The organism is Natronogracilivirga saccharolytica (genome assembly GCF_017921895.1).
In the GTDB taxonomy this organism is placed as follows: Bacteria; Bacteroidota; Rhodothermia; order Balneolales; family Natronogracilivirgulaceae; genus Natronogracilivirga; species Natronogracilivirga saccharolytica.
The window spans coordinates 21370-47853 of the sequence record NZ_JAFIDN010000016.1 but is presented as its reverse complement, the minus strand read 5'-3'; the positions used below and the strand labels follow the sequence as shown (position 1 = coordinate 47853).

Sequence of the window (26484 nt, the reverse complement as noted above, 5' to 3'; positions counted from 1 at the left end):
GTCAAGGCCAAGGGTATTTGTTAGTGCAGGTTATTGAGCTGGTAGGCAGGTTTTACCAGACTCATCCATGGTTACAAGCCTTTCCTAATGAACAGGAAGGGATTAGTATGAACTCCGAAAGTTGAGTATTTAATCATGTACTTGTGTACCGGGCACCGGTCCAGTCATAAAAATTTCATCTCAGTCTGTCCGTAATCTCTGGATAGATATTCAATTAGTCATTCCTCTTATGTCATTAACAGATTCTTTTCAGAAACAGGAAAATTTTTCCCGGTTTCAACAAATTGCGTATCCATATAAACCAACTTGTTTTCAGGTTCAACAACTCCGTTAATCTCCTTTAACAATAACTCCGTCGCCTTTTTGCCGATATCCATACCCGGTTGATCAACATAATACCGCGGATAAGGGAGAATTCCTCTGACTCCACTGTCACCAAAAGCCAGCATGGCAATGTTGTCTATCATGTTGGCATCTACTTCTCTCATTGCTATATAAGACCCTAAGCCTACCGGAAAGGTAACGGCAAATATGCTGTCAAATTCCACTCCTCGTGATGCAAGCTCCTTGAATCCATGATAACCACTGTTCTCACCGAACCCACCTTCAACAACCAGAGACGGATCGTATTCAATACCTTGTTTTTCAAGTGCATCCTTATAACCCAGCCTTCGTTCTTTACCTATTGAGATATGTTCATAACCAGCTAAATGTGCAATTTTTTTTGAACCGCGCATGATCATCTCCTCTACACCGTTGCGCGCAGCTTCTTTGTCGTTGATTATAACACTGTTAAATCCAAGATCCGGAATGTAGCGGTCGAAGAATACCAGAGGGATCTGCATTTCACGAATCCACTGATAGATTTCCGTATTCTTGGTTTCCATGGATACTGAAACAAGCAGACCATCAACCTGCATTGCAACCAACGACTCAATGTGTTGTTTTTCCAGTTCCTCATTTTCATCGGAAACCGTCAACAAAATCTCATAATCATATTTGTCAGCAATTTTCTGAATACCACCAACAACGTGTGCAAAGAAATTGTGAGCGATTTTTGGGACAACCACTCCGATTGTTTTACTTTTAGACGAAGTCAAAGATCGGGCAATAAGGTTGGGCCTATATCCCATCTCCTGAGCAAGTTGCTTCACTTTAATCCTGGTCTGCTCCGAAATATCAGGATGGTCTCTCAACGCTTTTGAGATACTTACTTTGGTCAGTTTCAGGGTTTTTGCAATATCATTAAGCGTTGTCTTTTTTTTCATCTTTTTTTGTTTTATTCAATTGTAATATGATAGAAATGAAAACTATTCTTCAAAGCTATCTAATTTGGATTTCATTTTATGTCAACAGATAATTATAAATCATATCTTGTTAAAAAAAAATTTATACCAATGGCTGGCATTGAATTAAATCAACTCTCAAAGTTTCAGCTTGATATCTCCAACAATGCCAAACTATTTATATAAATTTACGAAAAGACATATACTTATGTATTATACAATATAAGATATTAGTTACCGGTAAACAAAAAAAGCCTGTCTACCTTTCCGGCAAATCAGGCTTTGAAGCATTACTGCAAGAGATACAGTGAAGGGATTGGTGGAGTGTGAAACGAACACCGATTCTCTTGCATTTTTTATTCACTCAGACCACAGGGACGAAAACCTGAGTGAACATGCTTAAAATGAAATACGTATATCAGCTGAAGTTTTTGATTTGATAAAACCATAGTAATCATCAACCCGGTAATTATTTTTGCTGACCTGGATAATCGACATATGAAAAATATTCCAGAGCATTCCTGTAACATATTTGTTCAAGCAACTGGCCAATCATATCATAGTCTGACGGAATTATACCCTGTTCAATGTCATTACCCAACATATTGCAGAGCACCCGGCGGTAATACTCATGGCGTGGAAGCGACAGAATACTGCGTGAATCGGTAACCATACCCACGAACCGACTCAGCAAACTCATGTTTGCCAGGGTCTGCAGATGATCTTCCATACCTTCTTTCTGATCATGGAACCACCAAGCCGGCCCATGTTGAATCTTTCCTGGTATACCATCACCCATAAAGTTTCCTATCATGGTAGCTAATGTTGCATTGTCAGAAGGATTCAAATTGTAAATAACCGTTTTTGGAAGCTGCCGATTAACCTCCAATCGATCCAGAAAAAGGGCAAGTGGTTTGGCAATTTGAGAATCACCAATCGAATCAAAGCCGGAATCTGGGCCCACTTGTTGATAAGCCCGAGTATTGTTGTTTCTCATCGCTCCGATATGCATTTGAAACGCCCAGCCTTTCTCATGATCCATCAAGGCAAACTCATGCATCAAAGCCGATTTAAACTTGCGGATATCATCTTCCGATAATCTGCTACCGGACATAACCGAGCCAAAAATACGATTGAGTTCTGATTCTTGATACTCTTCAGCAAAAGGCTCTTCAATTCCATGGTCCGATGCGCGGCATCCTAAGGAGTCGAAATAATCATGTCTTCGACGCAGTGCTTCAAGAAACGAAGTGTAATGATCAATCTGAATACCCGAAACCTCTTCAAGCTTTTTTATATACTGCCGAAAACTCTCGGGTTCTTCGACTTTCATCGCTTTATCCGGACGAAATGTGGGGTACATCACGAATTCACCTTCGCTTTCAGCTGCATAAGCTTTATGGTGTTCCAGAGTATCAACAGCATCATCTGTGGTACATACCACATGCACATTCATTTTTTTAAGTAACGAACGGGTGGAAAAAGCAGACTTTTGCAACAATGCCTCTGTTTGTTCCCAGATTTCCCCGGCTGTTTGTTCATTCAGGGGAAGGTCAATATCAAAATATCGTTTGAGCTCAAGGTGCGTCCAATGATACAATGGATTTTTTAGCGTTTGGGGGACAGTTTTGGCCCAGGCCAGAAACTTTTCCAAATCAGAAGAAGCCTCCCCGGTAATATAGTGCTCATCCACCCCGGCGGTTCGCATGGCCCGCCATTTGTAATGATCACCCCTCAGCCAGATTTCTGTCAGATTTCGAAAACGTTTGTCCTGATGAATTTCATCTGGTGCCAGATGGTTATGATAATCTACAATGGGAAGCGACGAAGCATAGTCATGGTACAGCTTCCTCGCAGGTTCACTTTGCAGCAGAAAATCTTCGTGAATGAATGGTGACATAATTCAACCTCCTATATATTTATTAACTGCATTTGAAAAGGCTCGGGCATTTTCACGTACCACATCAAACCGGCCGTTTCGCACCGCCTTGGTATTCACCAGTGCACTTCCTACTCCAAGAGCCGTTGCTCCGGCATCAAGCCACTGGTCAACATTATCCACATTTACACCACCAGTCGGCAAGAGCTTCAAATGCGGCATGGGTGCACGTACACCTTTGATATACGACGGACCCAGCGTATCGGCCGGAAAAACTTTGACAAAATCGCTACCGGCTTCCCATGCAGTCTGTATTTCCGTTGGCGTGTAAGCCCCTACCGATACAGCCGTGTTATAATCCTGGGCAACTTCTATAATACCTTTTCGCATGATCGGACTGACAACAAATGAAGCACCGGACTCTATCACACTTCGAGCCATGTCCTCGTTCAGCACAGATCCGATTCCGAAAACCATATCACCACCAACCCGATTGACAAGCGACGGAACATAATCCAGCAACTTGGGAATAGTCATGGTTGCCTCAATAATGCGAACGCCTCCTTTTAACAAAGAATCTACGGTTGAATCCAAATCAGCCGGATCATCAAGCCTGACCACAGCAATCAGTTTATCCTGCTCAATTTGTTCTATTACTTCCTTTCTATTCATTCTAAAGAAACGTCTTTTGTTTTAACAATTTTTCACCCTGTGATGATTCAAACACCGCTGAATGCAGAAAAACCACCATCGACCGGGACAACAATGCCGTTTACAAATTGAGACGAAGGAGCGACAAGCCACACTACAGTTGAAACCAAGTCTTCCGGATTACCAAACCGGGCAGCCGGGGTATGATCAACAATGGTTTGCCCACGATCAGTGAGACTGCCGTCGTCTTTATTTGTAAGTAAAAACCGGTTTTGATCGGTCAGCAGAAATCCGGGAGCTATGCCATTGACACGAATATCCGTTGAATAATTTTGTGACATATGGACTGCCAGCCATTGTGTAAAATTACTGACCGCTGCTTTAGCCGCGGAATAGGCAGGAATTTTGGTCAAAGGAGTAAAGGCGTTCATCGATGAAACGTTGATGATATTTCCACTTTGCTGTTCAGCGAAATATTTACCAAATACCTGGCAAGGCATAAATGTACCCAGAAAGTTCAGATCGAAAACCCATTTGATAGCATCTTGCGGGAGATCAAAAAATGGTTTCTCCGGACTGGTAGTAGCAGTGGGTTTATTGCCTCCGGCTCCGTTAATCAGGATATCAACTCGCCCGAAACGACTTATCGTTTTATGGGCAGCCTCTTCAATACTGGATTTATCCAGCACATCAGTTTTGATGGCTATATTATCTATGCTTTCGTTGTCCAAATTATGGCTTACTTCAGACATGGCATCTTCGCCGATGTCAAGCAAGGCTATCTTGGCACCGGCCCGACCCAGTGTCAATGCCATTTCAGCACATAATACACCAGCTCCCCCGGTGATAACAGCGACCTGGCCGTTTACATCAAATAAGTCAGATTTACTCATATTTTGTCAATTATTTGCGATTGTTTTTTTAAAAAATCAAAATCCGGCCAGCAAACCGACAGCCTGCCGGAATGACCTGCACTAAAGCTTTATTTACGCAAGCATATTATTTACGTTAGCTTCCAACCTGTTACTCGTTGTCATTTCTTTTCAAACGGAGCAATATGCCGCCGAAAATGTCTGTAAAGACACTTTTCATACACCTTTTCATTGCATTGCAACACCTCCATGATACGTTTACGAAAACCCTGTTCCGGATTATTTTGCGGTACATGAGTCAACACCGATCCGAAAGTAACATGAAAAACCTGCCGTGCGTTATCATCATCCAGCAGTTTGGGTAAATCATCATCCTGGTACTCAAGCGGATCTCGCAAGTGACCGGCATCAGCAGATATGTGATAGGTTTTTCGATCTGTTTCAAAACGCTGCAAAGATAACCCCATGATTTCTCGGAATAACGAGGCGTCAGAATTAGCTACCACCCGGAGTGCTTCAAGATAGCTTGTTCCGGAAGTTTTAATATGGACCCTGCCTGTTCCAAGCGCTCCGATAGACTCATATACCTGAAACTTGTCGCTTCCGGTATGAATGCTCAGTTTATAATCTCCATATTCTTCGGCAATTGCCTGATGCAGCAGATACTCATTGCAAAAAACATCCAGATCCCCACGAAAATCAATTCCTTTTTCAAAAACACCGGAAAACCGGGGTGCAAGGCTTACCAGATGTACACCAATGCGCTGCAGCTCCGAGGTGATGATTAAATGTTCATCGGGCGTTGTTGGATGAGTAGTTTCATCGACGGAAAGTTCAACCTCCACATCATTCCCGGAATAGAATTCGGAAAGATACCGGAACATTTCCTGTGTATGCATCAGCACATTGCCATATTTGACTGCTGCTCTGAGTACGGTAATTTCCGATAGTTCAAGTTCATACTCATTAGCCAAGCGGAATGTTTTCCCCATGTACCGTTTAAGAAACTGGTTGGGACTATCATTCAAGCCATACCATGGCAACTGTTTGAAAGCATCAAGCAGTTGCGGCTTGCTCATCCTCTGGCTTCGGTTGTTGACGTGATCACTCGGATCTATGGTGAACATGGTAAATCCGGCACCTATCATACGGTCAATATCTTCCGGAGTCTTCAGATGATCTGCATCCGCCCCGAATCCGGCAGTGTATCCCTCCTGTAATACCGCCCATGTAGCGGCATCCAAGACTTCCCGGGCACTTCTCCCGGTGCGATCGAGCTCCCGGATAGACTGTTGTGCCAGAACTGGTTTGAACACCGGTTCACTGTCTGCAAGAGCACGTAAATGTGCCGGACCTGCGTTGCCCAGCCGATCCCCAAAGCCGAATGAATTGGCATTTCCCAGAATTACCGGTTTGGTATATGACAGTAAAGATCTTACTGCCCTGGCATTATCGTGATTTTGATTGCATACAAGATAAGAGCACTCTTCATCATCAACTTTTGAACCACGGAATCCGGAAGGTATCCCGGAGGATTCGCCGGCAGCCAGGATCAATTTCTTTTCTGATCCTTTTATGGCCGATGCGAAAAATATGTTGTTTTGCTCAGTAACTGAAGAGGCGATGATTTCAAAATCCGGAAAGCGGTTTTGAAAAACTTCGCTGAACAGGCTCGTGTTGTCCACCATCGACATTACAATAACTGGAGCTTAGAAGTTTTATACATCATTTTTAAAACCCGAGTAATCGCGGGAGAAACAAGCTGAGTTCCTCAAACCATATGACTACGATAAGCGAGAAAATCATTGCGGCGTAAAATGGCAATAAGGGCTTTATCAACTGGGTTATTGAAAGTTTGGCCACCGCACATCCCACAAACAAAACGGTACCTACCGGTGGAGTGCAAAGTCCGACACTCAGGTTTAAAATCATCATAATTCCAAAATGGACGGGGTCCATGCCCAACTCCATGACAACAGGCAGAAAAATCGGGGTAAAAATCAGTACAGCTGGTGTCATATCCATAAAAACTCCTACGGCCAGCAAGGTTACATTGATAATAACCAAAATCAGGAACGGATTGTCACTAAGGGTCAGCAAGCCCGATGTAACCATTTGGGGAATATTTTCATAGGACATGACCCATGACATACCAAGTGATGTTCCGATAAGCAAGGCAACAATGGCCGTAGTATTGCAACTGGCAAGAACAACATGCTTCAATTCAGATAGTTTCAGTTCCCTGTTGATTAAAAACGCAAGTACGAAAGCATAGAGCACGGCAATGGCTGATGCTTCGGTAGCGGTAAAAATCCCGGCTATGATTCCACCTATCACAATTACAATCATCAACAAACTTGGAATGGCGCGTCCGAACTTTATGACCACCTCTTTTAGCGGGAGACGCTCAGATGTGGGATATTTTCGCAGATAGGCAAAATAGCCGGCCACAAACATAATCATAAGCCCGGTAAATGCACCTGGCAAATAGCCGGCCAGAAACAGAGCCGCAATGGAGACACCGCCGCTGGCCAGGGAGTAGACGATAAGAATGTTGCTGGGCGGAATTAGCAGACCCGTGGTTGCTGATGTAATGTTAACCGATGCACTGTAGCCACGCTCGTACCCCTGTTTTTCCATTTGGGGTGTCATAAATGAACCAACTGCAGAGGCGGCAGCAACGGCCGATCCGGATATCGCTCCGAAAAGCATGGCAGCAAGAGTATTAACATAAGCAAGTCCACCCGGCAACATACCCACCAGCGCTTTGGCAAAATCGATCAGCCGTTCGGCTATACCTCCCCGGTTCATAATTTGACCGGCAAAAATAAAAAAAGGAATGGCAAGAAGAGTAAAACTGTCAAGCCCGGTACCCAGTCGCTGGGCTACTGTGGTAACGGCAGGAATAAAATCTACGCTGACAAGCAACGTCAGAATTGTGGCAATTCCGATGCTGAATGCCACAGGAACACCGATAGCCAGCAACAGTGCAAAAGTAATGACCAAAACCAAAATTCCGATAATATCCATAAAAATCTCCAGTTACCCCGTATGTAAATCTTCTTCGCTTGTTGCGGTTTCCGTTACCATATCACTTTCCCTCAATCCCAGCTCCTGCAAAATAAAATCAACGGCATATATGGTAATAGCGACACCACTTAGTGGAACTGCAATGTATACAATGCCCATAGAAATACCCAGTGCTGAAGAATACTGTTCAAGAGCATAGGTCACATATACAAGCTGAATGCCACCTATTACAAGAACCGAAATGGAGAAAAGTCCTATAAGTGCATGAATTATAACGTTCAGCACTACTTTTTGACGACCTCTCATTTTAAGAATCAATAAATCCAGCGCAAGGTGTGACCTCTGTCTGTAGGCATAACTCGCCGCCATTAATCCAAGCCAGATCAGAAGAAAACGAGAAAGTTCTTCGGTAAATGTTACCGGACTTCCAATGATATAGCGCATGAATACCTGTAACAGTACTGTTAGCACAAGGACGGTCATTAATGTGATCGACAGTCGGGAAAGAAAGTAATCGAGAGTTTTAATCAGTAAATTCACGGCCAAGCTCCTGTATTTCTGTAAAAAGTTCATAAAGTTCCGGCTGCTCCGCTCGCATCCTTTCATAAAACGGCTCTGAGGCTTCCATGAATGGCTCCCGGTCGGGATAGATTATTTCGACACCGGCTTTTTCCACAGCTTCAAGTGCTTCTTCAGTGGCTTTTTCCCACTCCTCACGCTGATAAGGCACCGACTCAAGTGCAGCTTCCTGAACTATTTCCCTTTGCTCTTCACTGAGTATGTTTTCCCAGGTGTTGGAGGAAATAAGCAGTACGTCCGGAACTGCCGTATGTTCATTCAGAGTATAATATTTTGACACTTCGTAATGTCTGGAGAGATAAAAGCTGGGGGGATTATTTTCGGCACCATCCACCACCCCCTGCTGCAGAGCAGTGTACAGCTCACCCCATGATATTGGAGTTGCGGATCCTCCCAGAATATTCACCATTCGGATGGCAGAGACACTCTCCTGTACCCTGATACTCAATCCCTCGAGATCTTCCGGCTTACGGACAGGCCGGTCAGTGGTGTAAAAACTTCGACTGCCAGCATCATAATAGCATAATCCGACGAGCCGATAAGGCTCTGCAGCATCCAGAACCCGCTTCCCAATAGGGCCGTCAAGCATCTCATGCATATGCTCTTCATTGACAAACATGAAAGGAACGCTGAAAATCGAAAATTTCCTGGTGAAACCTTCCATCACCGCAGCCGAAACCTTGGTGATATCCACGCTTCCGATTTGCAGCAGCTCCAGAGTTTCCCGCTCTGTTCCCAGCTGTTCGTTTGGATAAATATCAATTCGCATCTCTCCGTCGGATTTTTCATAAACCAACTCGGCCATGCGCTCCATACCTTTATGAACCGGATGAGATGAATCAAGACCATGCCCCAAACGCAGTACCACTGTGTCATCAATGGGTCCGCAAGATGCAAAAGTCAAAAATAATACTGTAAAGCATACAGCCTTTGATTTTATTCCACTTATAACCATGCTTGAAAAATTAATAACAGACATTAGCTGGTTTCTTAACCGTTTAATTAATATATTTACAATATGAAATCGTCAAATCTATATCAAGTACTGTTGCATTTTTTTTGATACTTGCCCTACACTGTCATCACTGCAGAATGGCTGACATAAGTTCACACCGTATTTTTTTTTGTGATAATTTTAAATTTCAATGCAAGACAAGGTAAGAATTGACTTTTTTTTCAGATCTCACTACCCTACGATTCCTATTAAGCGTTTTCTGTTTAATACACAATTTCCTACACCAAGCTAATTAAATGAAACAATTTTGCTCTAAACATAAGAACCATATAGTATTTTACTTAACCGTTTAATCTTCAATAAAATGAGTTCAGACAAACCGACAGAGGTATTGAAAAAACTGAAAATACAACATGAATTTTTTATTGGTATCGATTCCGACGGATGTGTTTTCGACACCATGGAAATAAAGCATAAAGAGTGTTTTATTCCCAATATTATAAAACACTGGAATCTTCAGGCAGTATCAAAATATGCAAGGGATGCAGCCGAATTTGTCAATCTATACTCCAAATGGAGAGGAATAAACCGGTTTCCCGCCCTTGTGATGAGTTTTGACCTGTTGCGTGAATGGGATGAAGTAAAAAAAAGGGGACGTTCCATACCAGAGGTTCCGGAATTACGAAAATTCATCGATTCAGGTCGGCCTCTGAGCAATTCTTCTTTTAAAGAATACATAGAGGAAGTCGGAACAAACGACGAGCTTAAAACAGCACTGGAATGGAGCAATGCGGTCAACCAAACCGTCGATGACATGGTATACGGAATGCCGCCATTCCCGTATGTTCGTGAAAGTCTTGAAAAAATGAATGGTACCGCAGATATGATGGTCGTCTCGGCAACTCCCACCGATGCTTTGGAAAAAGAATGGAGTGAAAATGAGATCGACAATCAGGTTCGCCTTATAGCCGGACAGGAAATGGGGCCTAAAAAACAGCATTTGCAACTAGCGGCTACCGGCAAATATAAACCGGAACACATACTCATGATCGGGGATGCACCCGGTGATATGAATGCGGCAAAAGCCAATAATGCACTATTCTATCCCATTATGCCAGGGAATGAGGATGCCTCGTGGCAGCGTTTTTATGATGAAGCATCTGACCGGTTTATCCGGGGTGAGTATGCAGGATCTTATGAAGAGAACCTTATCCAGGAGTTTCTGGACATTTTGCCTGATACTCCGCCGTGGAAACGGTAGGCAGCTTGGCATGCAGCCGGTAAGCTGAAAACTGCAAAGCCAATAATGTTCTGAGAAATGCAATACGTTAAATCTGTGTGACTATGGTATTAGAAAAGATCAGTACTGAAGATAACCTGACCGAAGACCAACTCGATGAATTTTTTACCAGGGCACTTGCAGACTTGCCTCTGGATAACAAAAATGTCTTGGTCGTCATACCCGACAGCACGCGAACCGCTCCGCTTGACACGCTTTACCGACTACTGCACGAGCAGCTCGGACAACGGGTAAATACCCTTGAGTATCTTATCGCCCTGGGCACTCATCAGCCTATGTCCGAGGAGGCGATCAACAAAATGCTCGGGCGGGGTCAAAACGGTGTGCCCCACTACAAGGTTCATAATCACCGCTGGGATGATCCCGATCAACTGGTACAACTGGGTACGATCAAAAAATCAGAAATCGAAGAAATCTCCGGCGGATTGTTTGGAGAAGATGTGCCCGTTGAAATAAACAAATTGATTTTTGATTATGATCATGTTCTGATGCTGGCACCGACATTTCCGCACGAAGTAGTCGGATTCTCCGGTGGTAATAAATACTTTTTCCCCGGGATATCCGGTGCCAAAATCCTGAATTTCTTTCACTGGCTCGGAGCTGTTATTACCAATCGCAATATCATCGGAACGAGTTACACACCGGTGCGGGCGGTGGTCGACAAGGCAGCAGCCATGATCGATCTTCCCAGAACATGTTTCAGCATGGTTATCAAGGGACGGGGAATCAAAGGCATCTTCATGGGAACTCCGGAGAATGCCTACAAAAAAGCGGCCGAACTGTCGTCACACGAGCACATCCGGTATGTCGGCAAACCCTTCAAGGATGTTCTTTCTATGGCTCCGCCCATGTATCAGGACGTCTGGACTGCCGGCAAATGCATGTACAAACTCGAGCCCGTAATTGCCAAAGGCGGACGTCTTATCATATACGCTCCTCATATTACCGAGGTATCTTACACACATGGAAAATTAATTGATGAAATCGGATATCATGTCCGCGACTATTTCATGAAGCAGATGGACCGGTTCCAGCATATCCCACGCGGCATTCTTGCACATTCCACCCATGTCAAAGGAAGCGGTACATTCGAAAACGGTGTTGAAACGCCCAATGTTGAGGTCGTTCTGGCGACCGGCATCAGCAAGGAGCGATGTGATCAGATCAACCTTGGCTACATGGATCCCGATACCATCGATATTGATCAATGGAAAAACCGGGAAGATGAGGGCATTCTGCTTGTGGAAAAAGCAGGGGAAATCCTGTATCGGCTGAAAAGCGATTCATAACTGTCAATACATATCAGCCAACAGGTTCACAAGTATTAAATATTAAACAAACAACTGTTATCATTTTTAAAATCTGAGGAAGTATTATGGAAAAATTCAATATTGGTTTGATCGGTCTTGCAGTAATGGGTGAGAATCTTGTCCTCAATATGGAATCAAAGGGATTCTCCGTTGCTGTTTACAATCGTACGGAAGAAAAAACCAGAAAATTTGCCGAAAACCGGGGCAAAGATAAAAATATCTACCCGGCCTACTCGCTTGAGGAATTTATTAATGCACTGGAAAGACCGAGAAAAGTCATGCTTATGGTCAAAGCCGGCGCACCGGTGGACAAGACCATTGAAAGCTTGCTGCCGTTGCTCGACAAAGGTGATCTGATCATTGACGGAGGAAATTCCGATTATCGTGATACTGAACGACGTTCAAAAGAGCTTGAAAAAAAGGGGCTGCTGTATATCGGAACCGGTGTAAGCGGCGGCGAAGAAGGTGCTCTCAAGGGCCCGTCGATTATGCCCGGTGGGAAAAAGGAGGCTTACAAGCTTGTTGAACCTATTTTTACACGTATCTCTGCTCAGGTAGATGGAGATCCCTGCTCTACCCATATTGGTGAAGGCGGTGCCGGACACTTTGTCAAAATGGTACACAACGGTATCGAATACGGTGACATGCAGCTTATTACCGAAGCTTATATGCTGCTGAAACATGTTCTGGGAATGAATGCACAGGAACTCCATGAGACCTTTTCGGAATGGAACTCCGGAGACCTGGATTCCTATCTTATCGAAATAACGGCCGATATCCTGAGTAAAACTGATCCCGATACCGGCAAGCCTATGGTGGATGTAATTCTCGATACAGCCGGACAAAAAGGTACCGGCAAGTTGACCGTTCAGGCAGCACTTGACCTGGGAACTTCGGTACCCACAATTGCGGAAGCCGTATTCGCCCGGATCATATCCTCACTAAAAGAACAAAGAGTCAAGGCATCGAGGATACTCACCGGTCCGGATGCGTCATTCGACGGCGACCGCGAAACTTTTAAAAACGCCATACGCGATGCTCTGTACGCTTCCAAAATATGCTCCTACGCCCAGGGATTCGGACTCATGCAGGATGCCAGCGATGAATACAACTGGAATCTTGATTTCGGCGGAATTGCCATGATATGGAGGGGCGGCTGTATCATACGAGCCCATTTTCTCCAGCATATCAAGGATGCGTATACTGAAAATCCGAACCTCGAAAACCTGCTCCTCCACCCCTACTTCAAGGATTCTATAGATAAATCGCAGGATGCCTGGAGGGATGTTGTTGCTGCCGCTTCACGGTTGGGCATACCAATCCCTGCATTCAGTTCGGCTCTGAGCTATTACGACTCCTACCGGCATGAGCGCTTGGGGGCCAACTTACTGCAGGCGCAACGTGATTATTTCGGTGCTCATACATACAAACGCCTTGACAAAGAAGGGGTATTCCATACCGAATGGCTGAATATATAGTACCCCGGCAGGTTTTAATGAGCAGCAAAACCGGTTTGAAAACTGTTTAAATATATTTTTTTCACACTGCCGGGCATACTGTACAGAATGCCCGGTGCAAAAATAAAAACTTATGAAAGCCAAAAATGTACTTGTCGCCCAATCAGGCGGCCCAACGGCGGTTATTAACAATTCACTGCGTGCCATTGTTGAAACCTGCAAGCAATACCCTGATACTTTCGGCACCATCTATGCAGGGCGCCATGGAATTGAGGGCTTATTAAAGGAAGAATTGATTGACATGTCCGCACAATCCGATGAAGAAATCCGGCTTCTGCGAACAACTCCGGCAGCCGGTTCTATCGGAACGTGCAGATATAAACTTAAACCGCATCAGGAAGAAGATTTTGACCGTGTCATTGAAGTTCTGAAAGCTCATAATATCGGTTATTTTTTCTATATCGGTGGAAACGACTCTATGGATACCGCCAACAAGGTGGCAAAGATTGCCGGGGAGAGAGGACTGGACCTTATTGGAACAGGTGTTCCGAAAACCATTGACAACGATGTCGGCGACTCGGAGTTCCAGCTAATTGATCACACACCCGGATACGGAAGTGTAGCACGGTATTGGGCTCTGAACATCCAGAATGCAAACGAAGAAAATGCCGGATCGTCACCTGCTGATCCTGTTCTGGTCATTCAGATGATGGGGCGCAAAATCGGCTATATACCGGCTGCAGCCCGCCTGGCTGATCCCAATCGCGAAATGCCGCTGCAGATATTCATGAAAGAATCGGATATGACTGTGGAAGAACTCACTGATGCTGTTAATGATAATGTAGCTAAATATGGCCGGTCAATCGTGGCCATCAGCGAGGGTTTTCCATTGGGCGATATTGGTGAAACACAGGACTCATTCGGACATACACAATTTTCTGCAAGTAAAATTACCGTCGGACAAAAACTGGTAAATCATCTGAATGAAAATGGAATCAAGGCACGTGGTGCAGCCCGGCAGAATGTTCCCGGCACCGATCAGCGCCATAATATGATTTATGCTTCGGTGACTGACCTTGAAGAAGCCTGGCGCGTTGGTCGAAAGGCCGTAATGATTGCAAAAGAAGACGGATCGGGATACATGGCTACCATACTTCGTAAACCCGGTGATCTTTATTCAGTTTATTATGACAAGGTACCGCTTGAAAAAGTGGCCAACTCGGAGCGAGAGTTCCCGCGGAACTGGATTACGGAGAACCGATGTGATGTTACCGATGACTTCATCCGGTATGCGCAACCATTGATCGGGGAAGACTGGGTAAGCATTCCTCTTGTGAATGGAGTACAGCGATTTGCAAGAATCAAGCCAATATTCGCGGAAAAGAAATGCCGGGAATATATCCCTCAGGAGTATAAAACGACAAAAATCTAAAACAGAATTTTATAGCGAATGAATAAAAAAACAGACCTTGACACCCTTTGCATTAATACTATTCGAACGCTGTCCATAGACGCTGTTGAAAAGGCTAAAGCCGGACACCCGGGCATGCCCATGGGCACGGCACCCCTGGCTTATCAATTGTGGACCAAACACCTGAGACATAGTCCCGAAAATCCGCAGTGGATCAATCGCGACCGGTTTGTGCTTTCCGCCGGACACGGTTCCATGTTGCTCTACTCTCTGCTGCACTTGACTGGTTATAACCTGCCGCTCGAAGAGATAAAGCAGTTCCGGCAGCTGAACAGCATGACCCCCGGTCATCCCGAATATGAACCGGATCTGGGAGTGGAAACCACAACTGGTCCGCTCGGCCAGGGTTTCGGAAATGGTGTCGGAATGGCACTTGCCCAGAAATACCTTGCAGCATATTTCAACCGGGAAGGATTTGCGGTTATCGACTACACCATATATGGTATTGTCAGTGACGGAGATATCATGGAAGGTGTGCAAAGCGAAGCGGCCTCACTGGCCGGACATCTTCGTCTTGACAACATCATTTATTTTTATGACGACAACAGCATTTCCATTGATGGTGAGACAGACCTATCGTTTTCCGAAGATGTCGGCAAACGTTATGAAGCGTACGGATGGAACGTTGTGCATGCTGACGGAAATGATCTTGCATCCATAGAATCTGCGCTTTCCCGATGCCGGACAGACAACGAAGGCCGACCTTCTCTCATCGTAACAAAAACGAACATTGGTTACGGCAGTCCGAATAAGCAGGATACGGCCGCCTCTCATGGAGCTGCCCTCGGTGAAGATGAAGTACGTAAAACAAAAGAGGCCTACGGTTTTGATCCGGACAAGGATTTTTTCATTCCGGAAGAAGCACGGACTCATTTCCGCCAGGCCATTGATGTAGGCTCGCAGCTTGAAAACGAATGGAAAGAGCTGCTCAGTGAATATGCCACCCGTTACCCCGAATTATACAGTGAGTTCAAAGAACTTGAAGAGGGCAAGCTGAATATTGACTGGAAGTCCGTTTTGCCTAAGTTTTCTCCCGATGACGGGAAAATGGCGACTCGCAAGGCATCCGGCACGACTCTTGAGCATATCGTTAAAGAAAGTCCTCAGATTATCGGCGGATCAGCTGACCTCACTCCTTCCAATAATACACGAGTAAGCTATCACGAAGACCATTCAGCCAAAAATCGCCTTGGGCGATACATCCGTTATGGTGTGCGTGAACACAGCATGGGAGCCATCATGAACGGGATGGCATTGTCACATCTTCGACCATATGGCGGGACCTTCCTGATCTTTTCCGATTACATGCGTGCAAGTCTGCGGCTGGCAGCAATGATGAAAGCACCGGTTATTTATGTTTTCACTCATGACAGTATTGGTCTGGGAGAAGACGGTCCCACGCATCAGCCTGTTGAACACCTTTCTTCACTTCGGGCTATGCCGAACATACATGTTATTCGTCCGGCTGATGCCAACGAAACGGCCCTGGCCTGGCAGATGGCCCTGGAACGTACCGATGGTCCGACAGTACTTGCTTTAACACGTCAGGGATTGCCCATAATCGACCGTAATAAATATGCACCTGCTGACGGCGTTCTCAAGGGTGGATATGTACTCGCCGGAGGAGAACAAGACGACATGATTATTATTGCAACAGGTTCGGAAGTTCAGCTAGCGCTCGAGGCCCGTGAAAAACTTCTTGAGCAAGGTATATCCGCCCGTGTGGTTAACATGGCCTGTTTTGAAGTTTTCGATAACCAGTCAGATGAGTACCGTAATTCTGTGCTGCCGCCCCAAATCACCGGACGCATTGCTGTTGAGGCTGGTGTATCCTACGGATGGCAGAAATATACAGGAATTAACGGAGTTCATGTTTCCCTGGAACGATTTGGTGTGTCAGCGAAAGTAAATGACGCTATGCAGGCGCTCGGCTTTACCGCTGATAAGGTAGTAGAAAAAGCACTTAATTTGCAGAAATCTGGAGGTTAAGACTGATCATTATTACTTAAAACTGAGCAACAATAATATATCGGAGCTTTGGAAAAGAGCTCCGATATATTTTAAAATGTTTGATTAACCGGTTAATTCAATTAATTTTTATCTAGTTACAACCATTGTTTAATTTGCATGAACAGATAATAACGCTATGGAAAAAAAAGAGATTGGAGTGATTGGCCTGGCTGTAATGGGCGAAAATATAAGTTTGAATATTGAGTCCAGAGGCTTTTCGGTTGCTGTTTACAACCTGGAAAAGGAAATGACCGAAGATTTCATAAACTCCAAGGCACAGGGCAAGAGTATAGTACCTGCGTACTCTCTGGAGGAATTGGTAAATACGCTGAAACGGCCGCGGAAAATCTGGATGATGATCAAAGCCGGATCTCCGGTGGATCAGACGATTGACGCACTTTTGCCATATCTTGACAAGGGTGATGTACTCATCGATGGAGGAAACTCGGATTTTCGGGACACCGAAAAACGAGAAATGAAGCTTGAGAAACATGGTATTCATTATATCGGCATGGGTGTAAGTGGCGGAGCGAAAGGAGCACTGAATGGCCCGTCACTCATGCCGGGTGGTTCCAGAGAGGGTTACAAGTTAGTGGAACAGATACTGAATGGCGTTGCGGCTAATGTAAATGGCGAGCCCTGCTGCACGTATATCGGTCCGGGCGGTGCGGGACATTTTGTCAAGGCAGTCCATAATGGCATCGAATACAGTGACATGCAGTTGATAACGGAGGCATATATGATCCTGGAGCAAGTTTTGGGTATGGATGCTTCAGATCTTCACAAAACCTTCTCGGAGTGGAACAAAGGTGACCTGGAGTCATATCTTATCGAGATCACGGCTGAAATATTCAAAAAAAATGATCCCGATACCGGAAAACCACTTATAGACATGATACTGGATGCGGCCGGCCAAAAAGGAACCGGCAAGTGGACAGTACAATTAGCTCTTGACCTGGGAGTGCCGATCCCAACCATAGCTGAGGCCGTATTTGCAAGAATTATCTCATCATTCAAAGAAGAGCGGGTAAAAGCATCCAGTATACTTACAGGACCACCACTGCAACATAACGGCAATTCAAAATCTTTTAAATATGACGTGAGGGATGCACTCAGTGCATCAAAAATTTGTTCCTATGCCCAGGGCTTTTTCCTGATGCGCGAAGCAAGCCGTGAATATGAATGGGACTTGAATCCTGCTGAAATTGCCAGAATATGGAGAGGAGGATGTATTATCCGCGCCCGGTTGCTGGACAAAATACAGCATGCTTTTAAATCACTCCCGGATTTGGATAACCTTCTTCTTGACCCGCAATTAAGAAAGTCATTGGAGAATTCACAACCTGCCTGGAGGAAAACCCTGACTAAAGCAATGGAATCCGGCATACCTGTGCCCGGACTCGCTTCAGCACTGAGCTTTTTTGATTCCTATCGGCGGGAGCAGCTGGGTGCCAATTTGATTCAGGCTCAACGGGACTTTTTTGGAGCACATACCTACCAGCGTAAAGACAAGGATGGTGTGTTTCACACGGAATGGGAATAATCTATGAAATTTGAAAAAACCTGGAGGTGGTTCGGTCCCAATGACAGCATCACGCTGGATGCAATCCGGCAGGCTGATGTCAGCGGTATAGTTACTGCATTGCACCATTTACCTACAGGTGCTGTATGGACAATAGAGGAAATCAAAAAGACCAAAGATCTTATACAAAGATCAGGGTTACATTGGTCGGTAGTTGAAAGTATTCCGGTTCATGAAGATATCAAGCGCAGAACCGGAAAATACAAAACCTATATTGATAATTTTAAGGCTTCCATTCGCAATATGGGGGAATGTGGTATTCCTGTTTTGTGCTATAACTTTATGCCGGTTCTTGACTGGACCCGTACGGATATGGAGCATCAATACCCTGCCGGTTACACTACGCTTCGGTTTGATGAGGCGGCCCTTGCTGCATTCGATCTGTTTATTTTGAAACGCTCGAATGCTGAATCGGATTACACTGATGTAATCATTCAAGATGCTGAATCTTATTTCAAAAAGCTGGATAAAAAAGGCATTGCCAAATTAACTTCAAATATCCTGGCTGGACTTCCGGGATCAGAGGCGGGTTACACGTTAAAAGAGTTTCAGGCCATTCTGGAGACATACCTCAATATTTCATCTGACGACCTGAGAAGCAACCTCAGGGATTTCCTGAATGAAGTTGTACCGGTTGCAGAAGAAGCGGGTGTACGAATGGCCATTCACCCTGACGACCCCCCTTTCTCATTGTTTGGGCTACCAAGGGTTGTCAGTACAGAGGCCGATGCCAAAGCTTTGGTGGAAAATGTCAACTCTCCATCTAATGGACTTACATTCTGTACAGGATCATATGGCGTACTGCCAGAAAATGACCTGGCCGGCATGGTTCAACGACTCGGTCACCGGTTTCATTTTCTGCATCTGAGGAATGTGACTAGAGAAAAAGGACGCTCCTTCCACGAGGCGCTTCATATTAAAGGTGATATCCAAATGGAACACATCATCTATGAGCTTATCATGGAGCAGCAGCGACGCAAATCTGCCGGACGAACGGACATTCGAATACCTTTTCGCCCCGATCACGGACAAAACATTATGAATGATATGAAAATTGATTCTCCGCCGGGGTATTCCTATCTCGGACGCCTGCGCGGACTGGCTGTAATACGTGGTGTTGAAATGGGAATCAGAACTGCGATATCTTTGCATAAATAGAAGCCGGATGAGAATAGCGACATAGTTTGCTTATGTTACCATATCCGACACTCCTCAATGTAACTTAGGGTAGATAATTAACCTCGATAATTTGAAACACATGAGCCGAAGGTCGTGAAGCATTATGGCCATTACCGGGCCAGTACCCGGACACACAGGCACAGGATTACATACGCTCATGAAATTACATATTCGACATAAGTACAAACATTTAAGCCTATGAAATACACTATTTTTTTGCTTATAGCCACTTTTTTTTTGACCTCCTGTACGACGGAAAACAGAACATGTCTGGACACGGAGAAATGGCTTGATTTTTCAGTTGAACAGATGGATCAGGCGCTTGATCTTCTGGATGCTGACGAGGATCAGATTCCAAGAAATATTCCTCCCGGTGAGAAGGGCTGGAATACGACCGGCATACATGGATGGACCAGCGGATTCTGGCCTGGTCTGTTATGGTATGCTTACGAATCCACTGAAGAGGAAAAGTGGAGGGAACATGCACATCACTGGAACATGAAACTGGAACCGCTCAGACGTTGGGAAAACATAAACCATGATCTGGGATTCATGATGTATAACAGTTTTGGAAATGGTTTGCGCCTGACTGGTAACGAAGATTATCATCCGATTCTGGTTGACGGTGCTGGCCTACTCATGTCGCTTTACAATCCAACAGTCGGAACCATTTTAAGCTGGCCATTTGCAATTGAACGCTACGATGGCAGGCACAACACCATTGTCGACAACATGATCAATTTGGAGTATCTATTCTGGGCATCAAGTACCACCGAAGATACATCCTATCGCGAAGCGGCAATCAATCATGCGAGACATACTGCTGAACACAATATTCGTTCCAACTCATCCACTTACCATGTTGCTCTGTTCAATAAGGAAACCGGAGATTTCGAGGAGGCTGTCACACATCAGGGTGCATTTGATGAATCCATGTGGGCGCGTGGTCAGGCTTGGGGGATATATGGTTTTACCATGACGTACCGGGAAACCGGAATGGATGAATTCAAGGACACCGCCCGGATGCTTGCTGACAAGTTCATCAAGGAACTGCCGGATGACCTGGTTCCCTATTGGGATTTTGACGCACCCAACATACCCGATGAAGAAAAGGATGCTTCAGCCGCTGCCATAGCCGCATCAGCAATGCTTGAACTTTCAGAATTGGTTACGGAGCCTGTCGACAGAGAGTTTTATCGTGAAAAAGCCGTGAACATACTTAATTCTTTAGTAAACAACTATCGGTCTGACGGATCCAATGTGGCGATCCTCTGGCATTCGGTTGGTAACAGAAACCGTGATGAAGGCGGAGAAGTTGATCAACCGATCATATACGCAGATTACTACTTCGTTGAAGCGTTGCTTCGTGAAGAGGCTTTGCAAAAGAAGTATCCGGATTTCTGCAGTTGATAATTTTCCTACCTGGAAAATAGTTGCATCGGAAAAATGAGTAAAAGAAAGTAAAGGATAATGAAACTACATCTGACGATATTAATCCAGACATTTAAATTGAAGAGATACTACTTTACTCATGAACACGATCGAAGAATTAGATAAAAAACTATCCGAACCATCGGACCGGCTGCTGCAGGATCTTGCCGATCTTGACGGAGATGTGATGATACTTGGTGTGGGAGGTAAAATGGGTCCCAGCCTGGCAGCTTTGGCTCAGCGCACATTTCAGCAAAACGGATCCAATAAGAAAGTGTATGGTGTTTCCCGTTTTTCAGACAAGTCGCACAAAAAAGAACTGGAAAGCCAGGGTATAGTGACTATAACGGCTGACATCCTCAAAGAAAAAGAACTCCAGGCATTGCCTGATGTAAAATATGTCATCTATCTGGTCGGAACCAAGTTCGGAACAAGCGGCAATGAGCATTACGCCTGGGTTATGAACAGTTATCTGCCTGGTCGGGTAGCTGAAAAATATCGAAACTCAAATATTGTCGTTTTTTCTACCGGAAATGTGTATCCGCTGGTTCACGTCAGCACCGGTGGTTCTATGGAAACAGGTCCGACCGGGCCTGTAGGTGAATATGCACAGTCCTGCCTGGGACGTGAAAGGGTTTTTGAGTATTTTTCCAAAACCTGCAACACCCCTGTATTGATGTACCGTCTGAATTATGCCATAGACCTTCGATACGGGGTTCTTCTTGAAGTTGCCCGGTCCGTTTACAATGAGGAGCCTATCGATCTAAAAACCGGGTATGCAAATGTTATCTGGCAGGGTGATGCTAACGAAATAGCCTTGCGGTGCCTGAAACACTGCAATGTGCCTCCAACTGTTCTGAATGTAACCGGACCCGAAACCATTTCTATCCGCTGGCTGGCGCATCAGTTTGGAGCGCTCATGGATACCCCCCCAAAATTTCTGAATGAAGAGGAACCCACAGCGCTGTTGAGTAATGCCTCAAAAGCGCACCGCATGTTCGGATACCCCGGGGTAACATTGCAGCAAATGATTGAATGGACAACCGATTGGGTTCGACATGACCGGGATACACTCGACAAACCCACACATTTTCAACAAAGAGAAGGCAAATTCTGAATCTGGCTATGAAATATCCGGAACTTGAAAAAACAATTAAACAGCACCTGATCCGCGGAATGATAATTCCTGCCCACCCGCTGGCAATAAACCCGGATCGATCATTGAATGAGAGGCGTCAGAGGGCACTGACGCGGTACTACATCGCTTCAGGTGCCGGCGGATTGGCTGTAGGTGTCCATACAACACAATTCGAAATACGGGACAAGGACGTTAATCTGCTGGAACCGGTACTGAGACTGGCAGCGGAAGAAATGGATGCCGTAAATGACCGTCTCTTACTAAAAATAGCTGGAATATGCGGAGAAACCGACCAGGCTGTCAGGGAAGCTGAACTTGCTGTCCAATACGGTTATCATATGGGATTGCTGTCGATGGGCGGCCTGCAGCATTTCACAGAAGCCGACTTGCTTGAAAGGGCAAAAAAAGTCGCGCTCAACATTCCTGTATTCGGCTTTTATCTGCAACCGGCCGTAGGCGGTCGAGTACTCAGCTACTCATTCTGGAAAGAATTTATACAAATACCGGGGGTATATGCCATAAAAGTTGCTCCGTTTAATCGCTATCAGACACAGGACGTCATTCGTGCCGTTGCCGAATCGGAAAGAAATGAAGATATCGCACTATACACAGGCAATGACGATAACATTCTTGTTGATCTGCTGACTACCTTCCGGTTTAATATCGACGGTCGAATCGTGGAAAAACGGTTTGCAGGTGGACTTTTAGGACACTGGGCGATCTGGACTTCAAAAGTTTCGCAACTATTTGAAGAACTTCGCAATATTCCCCATGATAACATTCCGGCAGAATATCTCACATTAGCTGCAGAAATCACCGATGCCAATGCCGCGGTTTTCGATGTCGCAAATAACTTCAAAGGCTGTATTGCGGGTATTCACGAAGTTTTACGAAGGCAGGGGCTATTGGAAGGGATATGGTGCCTGGATTCGTGTGAAACGTTGTCACCGGGGCAAAAGGAGGAAATTGACCGAATATACAGAAATTATCCGCACATGCAGGACGATGATTTTGTCAGAAAACATCTTGATGAGTTTCTTGGGTAATGAGCCAAAAAAACGATCCTTCACGTTCCGGTTCCAGCTCCATTGATCCCGGGACCGGAACTTCACCGACCACACCGGCTTCCACAAAAAATATTAACGGCTTTTTCGGATGGTACCGATCACTGGGCCCCGCTATCATTGTGGCGTCTGTTGTCCTGGGGCCGGGAAGCATTTATCTGTCATCTGCAATCGGTGTAGAGTTCGGGTTTGCCTTGCTTTGGGTACCTTTGTTAACCACAGTATTGATGATATGCCTGGTTATATTGGCCGGCAGGTTGGGGGTCATTTATGACCGCACCCTCCTGGAAGAGCTAGCACACCGGCTTGGGAGGCCTGCAGCCGCTTTTACGGGTTTGATTGTATTTCTGATTACAACCAGTTTTCAAACTGCAAACAACGCGGCCATTTTATTTGCCGTCGATCCCATTCTTGAAATGATTTTCGGACAGCCGGCGAATGAAATACGCGGTGGTGGGACAAGCCTGGTGATATTAGTGATCCTTAATGGCTTTATTCTGGCCGTTTTGTTTGGATTCAAGCGCCTGTACCCGCCTATGGAAAAACTAATGATCGCTCTGGTTTTGGTTATGCTGGTCGGGTTTATCGCAAATCTGGTATACGCCCAACCGGCTCTTCAGGAAATCGGCCGCGGACTGATTCCCTCTATTCCGGCAGCTGCATCCGGGCAGCCTCCGCTGAACTGGACACTTGTAGTCGGGTTTTTGGGAACCACCGTTTCCATGGCCGGTGTGTTCTATCAATCCTATCTTGTGAAGGAAAAGGGATGGAGCATTCGGGATGTAAAAAGCGGTATGACCGATTCACTATTGGGCATCGGTCTCCTCGGTCTTATATCTGCAATTATCATGACCACGGCTGCTGTGGTTCTGCACAACCCGGAGGAACGAATGACCTTCGGATCTGCAGTAGAAATCGCACGTCAACTTGAACCGCTCTTTGGTCCGACTGCGGTAATACTGTTCAGCCTCGGCCTTTTTGCAGGTGCATTTTCTTCGTTTATGATCAATGCGATGATCGGAGGCACTTTGCTGGCGGACGGACTGGGGCAAGGGGGACGAATAGACCAGCAATCCACGCGTATGTTTACCGCTGGTGTACTGCTTCTCGGGATGACTATAGCCCTGGTTTCAGGAGGTACAGCTCCGGAAATTGTGATTACATTTGCCCAGGCACTGACGGTGCTCGGATTACCCGTTCTTGTCCTCGCCATGGTCTATCTGGTTACACGAAGAGAATTGAACGGATCTTATGCTATACCGTTCTGGATGAAATTGGTATTGTACATTGGGACAGTAGCTGTGGTAATAATTGCCGTCAGTATCATGTTTAATCTCTTGTTTACATGATTGATCCGGCATTCTATTCCATGTCCACAACTATTGGGGCATCAAAATGGATCGGTAGTGAGGTAAATCCTCGAAAATTCCGCCACTTTTTTTATAAAATGATTTGTCAAGATTGAATACTCCATTTCGGGACTGTACCCATGATGCATCGGGGTCAGGATGATAATCGAGCATTTCCTTCCAGTATTTATAGTTTTGATGACCGTTGGTTTCCAGAAGACCGGTATTGATTCCCGGGATTGTTGTTAGTCGGGCAGCGACATTTTTGTTCCAATCCACCAATACCGGATTGACGGTAAGGTCAGCACAAAAACAAGGAGTATTGTACTCATAAGCGATTTTCGCCATTTCAAATGTCATGCTCAACGTTTTGACAATGGGTTTCAGGGCCATGGCTCCATATCCCATTTCAATCCGTTCTTTTACATTATCAGCCGTATGCGCGCTTTCATCGGCGACGATGGTAATACCCAGGTCATCTACATGCGCTGTGTACTCTTCCGGGAACGGCTCTTCCAACAAAAAGATCTGATTCATTGCCCCGATTTTTTCGGCATGATCCAGAAATTGTTTCAGAAGCTCCTTGCTCTCGTACCTGCCGTTGATATCCAAATAATAGGGTATCAGTCCGTTTTTGGTGTATTGTGATTTGGTTTCTCCAATAGCCTGATGGATCTGTTCAAATCGCTTTTTGTCGTTTTCAAGCATTTCTTGCTGACCACCTGGTGACCCGATCTTGATTTTAAGTACAAAATACCCCTGTCGGTTCACAAGTTGTTTAATATCGTGTATGGACATGCCATATGAAGCAATAGGAACACAAGCCACTTGATCATGACGATACGAAAGCGCCGGGCGATATTTCTCGGGGATCAATTCATCAAAATTTTTAATCCCGTGATGTTTGGCATATAAAATCCATGCTGCATTATCTATTGCTACAAGAGCATTCATAACAAACGTCATGTTGAGATCCGGCAAACCGGTTATACCTTGTGCGTAGGCATAGACTTCCGGGAACAACTGATTCAAAAGGTCTATAGGAGTGTCAAAAGATCGGCCCTTTGCCAATTGAAGTGCTTTATCCGTTATCGCAAACATGAGACTGTTGCCACCGCTCTCAGATGCAGAAACAAAGATTCTCCGATCAGACCATAGCACACTCTGGCACCCAAGTCCTATGCCGGATAGTTGATCATCGGACTTCAGCAATACTGCGGTCTGCCAGATTTCTTTTAAATATCCTCCTTTAAAACCGAAAGGGTTGGCCAATGGCTCTCGTTCAAACTCGCAATAGGTATCGGTAATTGATATTGACATCAGGGCGGAAACGTTTTCGGCGTAATTATATACAATTTGGTTGACCAAGATCCGGACCTGATACATGCCATCAGAAATCGGATTTTTGCAACTGATGGAGCAATTACCGATCCAAAGCCTCCGCCCCGGCATTTGCAATAATACCATCCTGTTCAGGTGTCACCCCACTCACACCTATCGCACCAATAATCTCATCATCGACAATTATCGGAACGCCGCCTTCAAAAGCACTGAAATGAGGCAATGACAGTAATGACATATTACCATCTGCAACTCCATTCTGAAAAGCCTTTGTTGGTCTTTCGTAATATACCGAGGTTACTGCTTTCTCGATTGCTACATCAATACTTGCAATTTGTGTACCTGGCAAACGGCTAAAACTCAGCAAATGTCCACCGGCATCGACAATGGCGATAGCTACAGTCCATTCATCCTGTTCTGCCCGCTCTTCCGCAGCATTTAAAATTACCCTGGCCTCTTCCAATGTCAGTGAACGGGTATTATAAGATTCTGCCTGAATACCGGTTGTGACAATTAAAAAGACTATCAATGTCAGTAACCATTTTTTTTTCATGTGTTTATAATTATGCAATTAGTTGTCTTTCAATCTGTTAGTTTTTG

21 protein-coding genes are annotated in these 26484 nt (G+C 45.1%); 11 read left to right on the top strand and 10 right to left on the bottom strand.

Annotation, left to right across the window (positions count from 1 at the left end):
* Positions 1-227 precede the first annotated feature (227 nt).
* The 8 genes from NATSA_RS14570 to NATSA_RS14535 form a co-directional block, all read right to left on the bottom strand.
* On the bottom strand, positions 228-1268 hold the full coding sequence (locus NATSA_RS14570) for a LacI family DNA-binding transcriptional regulator (RefSeq protein ID WP_210513350.1): 1041 nt from the start codon (positions 1266-1268) through the stop codon (positions 228-230).
* Positions 1269-1755: 487 nt separating this feature from the next.
* Entirely contained in the window at positions 1756-3186 is a 1431-nt protein-coding gene (gene uxaC / locus NATSA_RS14565; protein ID WP_210513349.1) for a glucuronate isomerase, read from the bottom strand.
* Between the two features lie 3 nt (positions 3187-3189).
* A complete protein-coding gene (locus tag NATSA_RS14560; protein WP_210513348.1) occupies positions 3190-3837 on the bottom strand; it encodes a bifunctional 4-hydroxy-2-oxoglutarate aldolase/2-dehydro-3-deoxy-phosphogluconate aldolase in 648 nt (215 codons plus the stop codon).
* A 47-nt stretch (positions 3838-3884) separates the two neighbouring features.
* The gene (locus tag NATSA_RS14555; RefSeq protein WP_210513347.1) at positions 3885-4709 is read right to left on the bottom strand and encodes an SDR family oxidoreductase; all 825 of its coding nucleotides are present in this window, start codon (positions 4707-4709) and stop codon (positions 3885-3887) included.
* A 140-nt stretch (positions 4710-4849) separates the two neighbouring features.
* The gene (locus NATSA_RS14550; RefSeq protein WP_210513346.1) at positions 4850-6376 is read right to left on the bottom strand and encodes a tagaturonate epimerase family protein; all 1527 of its coding nucleotides are present in this window, start codon (positions 6374-6376) and stop codon (positions 4850-4852) included.
* Between the two features lie 43 nt (positions 6377-6419).
* Positions 6420-7718 (bottom strand): TRAP transporter large permease, encoded by a 1299-nt coding sequence (locus NATSA_RS14545; RefSeq protein ID WP_210513345.1) that lies wholly within the window; start codon positions 7716-7718, stop codon positions 6420-6422.
* Positions 7719-7730: 12 nt separating this feature from the next.
* Positions 7731-8201, bottom strand: a complete 471-nt coding sequence (locus NATSA_RS14540; protein WP_272491788.1) for a TRAP transporter small permease — start codon at positions 8199-8201, stop codon at positions 7731-7733.
* Between the two features lie 40 nt (positions 8202-8241).
* Complete coding sequence (locus NATSA_RS14535) at positions 8242-9201, bottom strand: TRAP transporter substrate-binding protein (RefSeq protein ID WP_210513343.1); 960 nt, start codon at positions 9199-9201, stop codon at positions 8242-8244.
* A 442-nt stretch (positions 9202-9643) separates the two neighbouring features.
* Here NATSA_RS14535 and NATSA_RS14530 point away from each other — a divergent pair, with 442 nt between their 5' ends.
* The 11 genes from NATSA_RS14530 to NATSA_RS14480 all read left to right on the top strand — a co-directional run bounded on the left by NATSA_RS14530 (position 9644) and on the right by NATSA_RS14480 (position 24543).
* Positions 9644-10513 (top strand): HAD family hydrolase, encoded by an 870-nt coding sequence (locus NATSA_RS14530; RefSeq protein WP_210513342.1) that lies wholly within the window; start codon positions 9644-9646, stop codon positions 10511-10513.
* 83 nt (positions 10514-10596) lie between these two features.
* The gene (locus NATSA_RS14525; protein WP_210513341.1) at positions 10597-11841 is read left to right on the top strand and encodes a lactate racemase domain-containing protein; all 1245 of its coding nucleotides are present in this window, start codon (positions 10597-10599) and stop codon (positions 11839-11841) included.
* An 86-nt stretch (positions 11842-11927) separates the two neighbouring features.
* Positions 11928-13340, top strand: a complete 1413-nt coding sequence (gene gndA / locus NATSA_RS14520) for an NADP-dependent phosphogluconate dehydrogenase (RefSeq protein ID WP_210513340.1) — start codon at positions 11928-11930, stop codon at positions 13338-13340.
* 112 nt (positions 13341-13452) lie between these two features.
* On the top strand, positions 13453-14751 hold the full coding sequence (locus tag NATSA_RS14515; RefSeq protein ID WP_210513339.1) for a diphosphate--fructose-6-phosphate 1-phosphotransferase: 1299 nt from the start codon (positions 13453-13455) through the stop codon (positions 14749-14751).
* Positions 14752-14769: 18 nt separating this feature from the next.
* Complete coding sequence (tkt, locus tag NATSA_RS14510) at positions 14770-16779, top strand: transketolase (protein WP_210513338.1); 2010 nt, start codon at positions 14770-14772, stop codon at positions 16777-16779.
* A gap of 157 nt (positions 16780-16936) precedes the next feature.
* A complete protein-coding gene (gndA, locus tag NATSA_RS14505; RefSeq protein WP_210513337.1) occupies positions 16937-18343 on the top strand; it encodes an NADP-dependent phosphogluconate dehydrogenase in 1407 nt (468 codons plus the stop codon).
* 3 nt (positions 18344-18346) lie between these two features.
* Positions 18347-19540 (top strand): mannonate dehydratase, encoded by a 1194-nt coding sequence (uxuA, locus tag NATSA_RS14500; protein WP_210513336.1) that lies wholly within the window; start codon positions 18347-18349, stop codon positions 19538-19540.
* A gap of 219 nt (positions 19541-19759) precedes the next feature.
* Positions 19760-20971: a glycoside hydrolase family 88 protein gene (locus tag NATSA_RS14495; protein WP_210513335.1), complete on the top strand. Its 1212-nt coding sequence runs from the start codon at positions 19760-19762 to the stop codon at positions 20969-20971.
* Positions 20972-21092: 121 nt separating this feature from the next.
* Positions 21093-22109 carry an NAD-dependent epimerase/dehydratase family protein gene (locus NATSA_RS14490; protein ID WP_210513334.1) on the top strand — a complete coding sequence of 339 codons (1017 nt, stop codon included), beginning with the start codon at positions 21093-21095 and terminating at the stop codon, positions 22107-22109.
* Positions 22110-22117: 8 nt separating this feature from the next.
* On the top strand, positions 22118-23176 hold the full coding sequence (locus NATSA_RS14485) for a dihydrodipicolinate synthase family protein (RefSeq protein WP_210513333.1): 1059 nt from the start codon (positions 22118-22120) through the stop codon (positions 23174-23176).
* On the top strand, positions 23176-24543 hold the full coding sequence (locus NATSA_RS14480; protein WP_210513332.1) for an Nramp family divalent metal transporter: 1368 nt from the start codon (positions 23176-23178) through the stop codon (positions 24541-24543). The genes NATSA_RS14485 and NATSA_RS14480 overlap by 1 nt, the downstream gene beginning before the upstream one ends.
* 30 nt (positions 24544-24573) lie before the next feature.
* On the opposite strand, the gene NATSA_RS14475 is transcribed toward NATSA_RS14480, so the two are convergent.
* Complete coding sequence (locus NATSA_RS14475; protein ID WP_210513331.1) at positions 24574-25911, bottom strand: enolase C-terminal domain-like protein; 1338 nt, start codon at positions 25909-25911, stop codon at positions 24574-24576.
* A 55-nt stretch (positions 25912-25966) separates the two neighbouring features.
* On the bottom strand, positions 25967-26437 hold the full coding sequence (locus NATSA_RS14470; protein ID WP_210513330.1) for a GlcG/HbpS family heme-binding protein: 471 nt from the start codon (positions 26435-26437) through the stop codon (positions 25967-25969).
* Positions 26438-26484: the final 47 nt, after the last annotated feature.

Coding starts and splice junctions, on each gene's coding strand:
- NATSA_RS14570 (WP_210513350.1), bottom strand. CDS start 1,268: ATGAAAAAAAAGACAACGCTTAATGATATTGCAAAAACCCTGAAACTG.
- NATSA_RS14495 (WP_210513335.1), top strand. CDS start 19,760: ATGAAATACACTATTTTTTTGCTTATAGCCACTTTTTTTTTGACCTCC.
- NATSA_RS14525 (WP_210513341.1), top strand. CDS start 10,597: ATGGTATTAGAAAAGATCAGTACTGAAGATAACCTGACCGAAGACCAA.
- NATSA_RS14470 (WP_210513330.1), bottom strand. CDS start 26,437: ATGAAAAAAAAATGGTTACTGACATTGATAGTCTTTTTAATTGTCACA.
- uxaC (WP_210513349.1), bottom strand. CDS start 3,186: ATGTCACCATTCATTCACGAAGATTTTCTGCTGCAAAGTGAACCTGCG.
- uxuA (WP_210513336.1), top strand. CDS start 18,347: ATGAAATTTGAAAAAACCTGGAGGTGGTTCGGTCCCAATGACAGCATC.
- NATSA_RS14480 (WP_210513332.1), top strand. CDS start 23,176: ATGAGCCAAAAAAACGATCCTTCACGTTCCGGTTCCAGCTCCATTGAT.
- NATSA_RS14490 (WP_210513334.1), top strand. CDS start 21,093: ATGAACACGATCGAAGAATTAGATAAAAAACTATCCGAACCATCGGAC.
- NATSA_RS14550 (WP_210513346.1), bottom strand. CDS start 6,376: ATGGTGGACAACACGAGCCTGTTCAGCGAAGTTTTTCAAAACCGCTTT.
- NATSA_RS14545 (WP_210513345.1), bottom strand. CDS start 7,718: ATGGATATTATCGGAATTTTGGTTTTGGTCATTACTTTTGCACTGTTG.
- NATSA_RS14515 (WP_210513339.1), top strand. CDS start 13,453: ATGAAAGCCAAAAATGTACTTGTCGCCCAATCAGGCGGCCCAACGGCG.
- gndA (WP_210513337.1), top strand. CDS start 16,937: ATGGAAAAAAAAGAGATTGGAGTGATTGGCCTGGCTGTAATGGGCGAA.
- tkt (WP_210513338.1), top strand. CDS start 14,770: ATGAATAAAAAAACAGACCTTGACACCCTTTGCATTAATACTATTCGA.
- NATSA_RS14560 (WP_210513348.1), bottom strand. CDS start 3,837: ATGAATAGAAAGGAAGTAATAGAACAAATTGAGCAGGATAAACTGATT.
- NATSA_RS14485 (WP_210513333.1), top strand. CDS start 22,118: ATGAAATATCCGGAACTTGAAAAAACAATTAAACAGCACCTGATCCGC.
- NATSA_RS14555 (WP_210513347.1), bottom strand. CDS start 4,709: ATGAGTAAATCTGACTTATTTGATGTAAACGGCCAGGTCGCTGTTATC.
- NATSA_RS14540 (WP_272491788.1), bottom strand. CDS start 8,201: ATGACCGTCCTTGTGCTAACAGTACTGTTACAGGTATTCATGCGCTAT.
- gndA (WP_210513340.1), top strand. CDS start 11,928: ATGGAAAAATTCAATATTGGTTTGATCGGTCTTGCAGTAATGGGTGAG.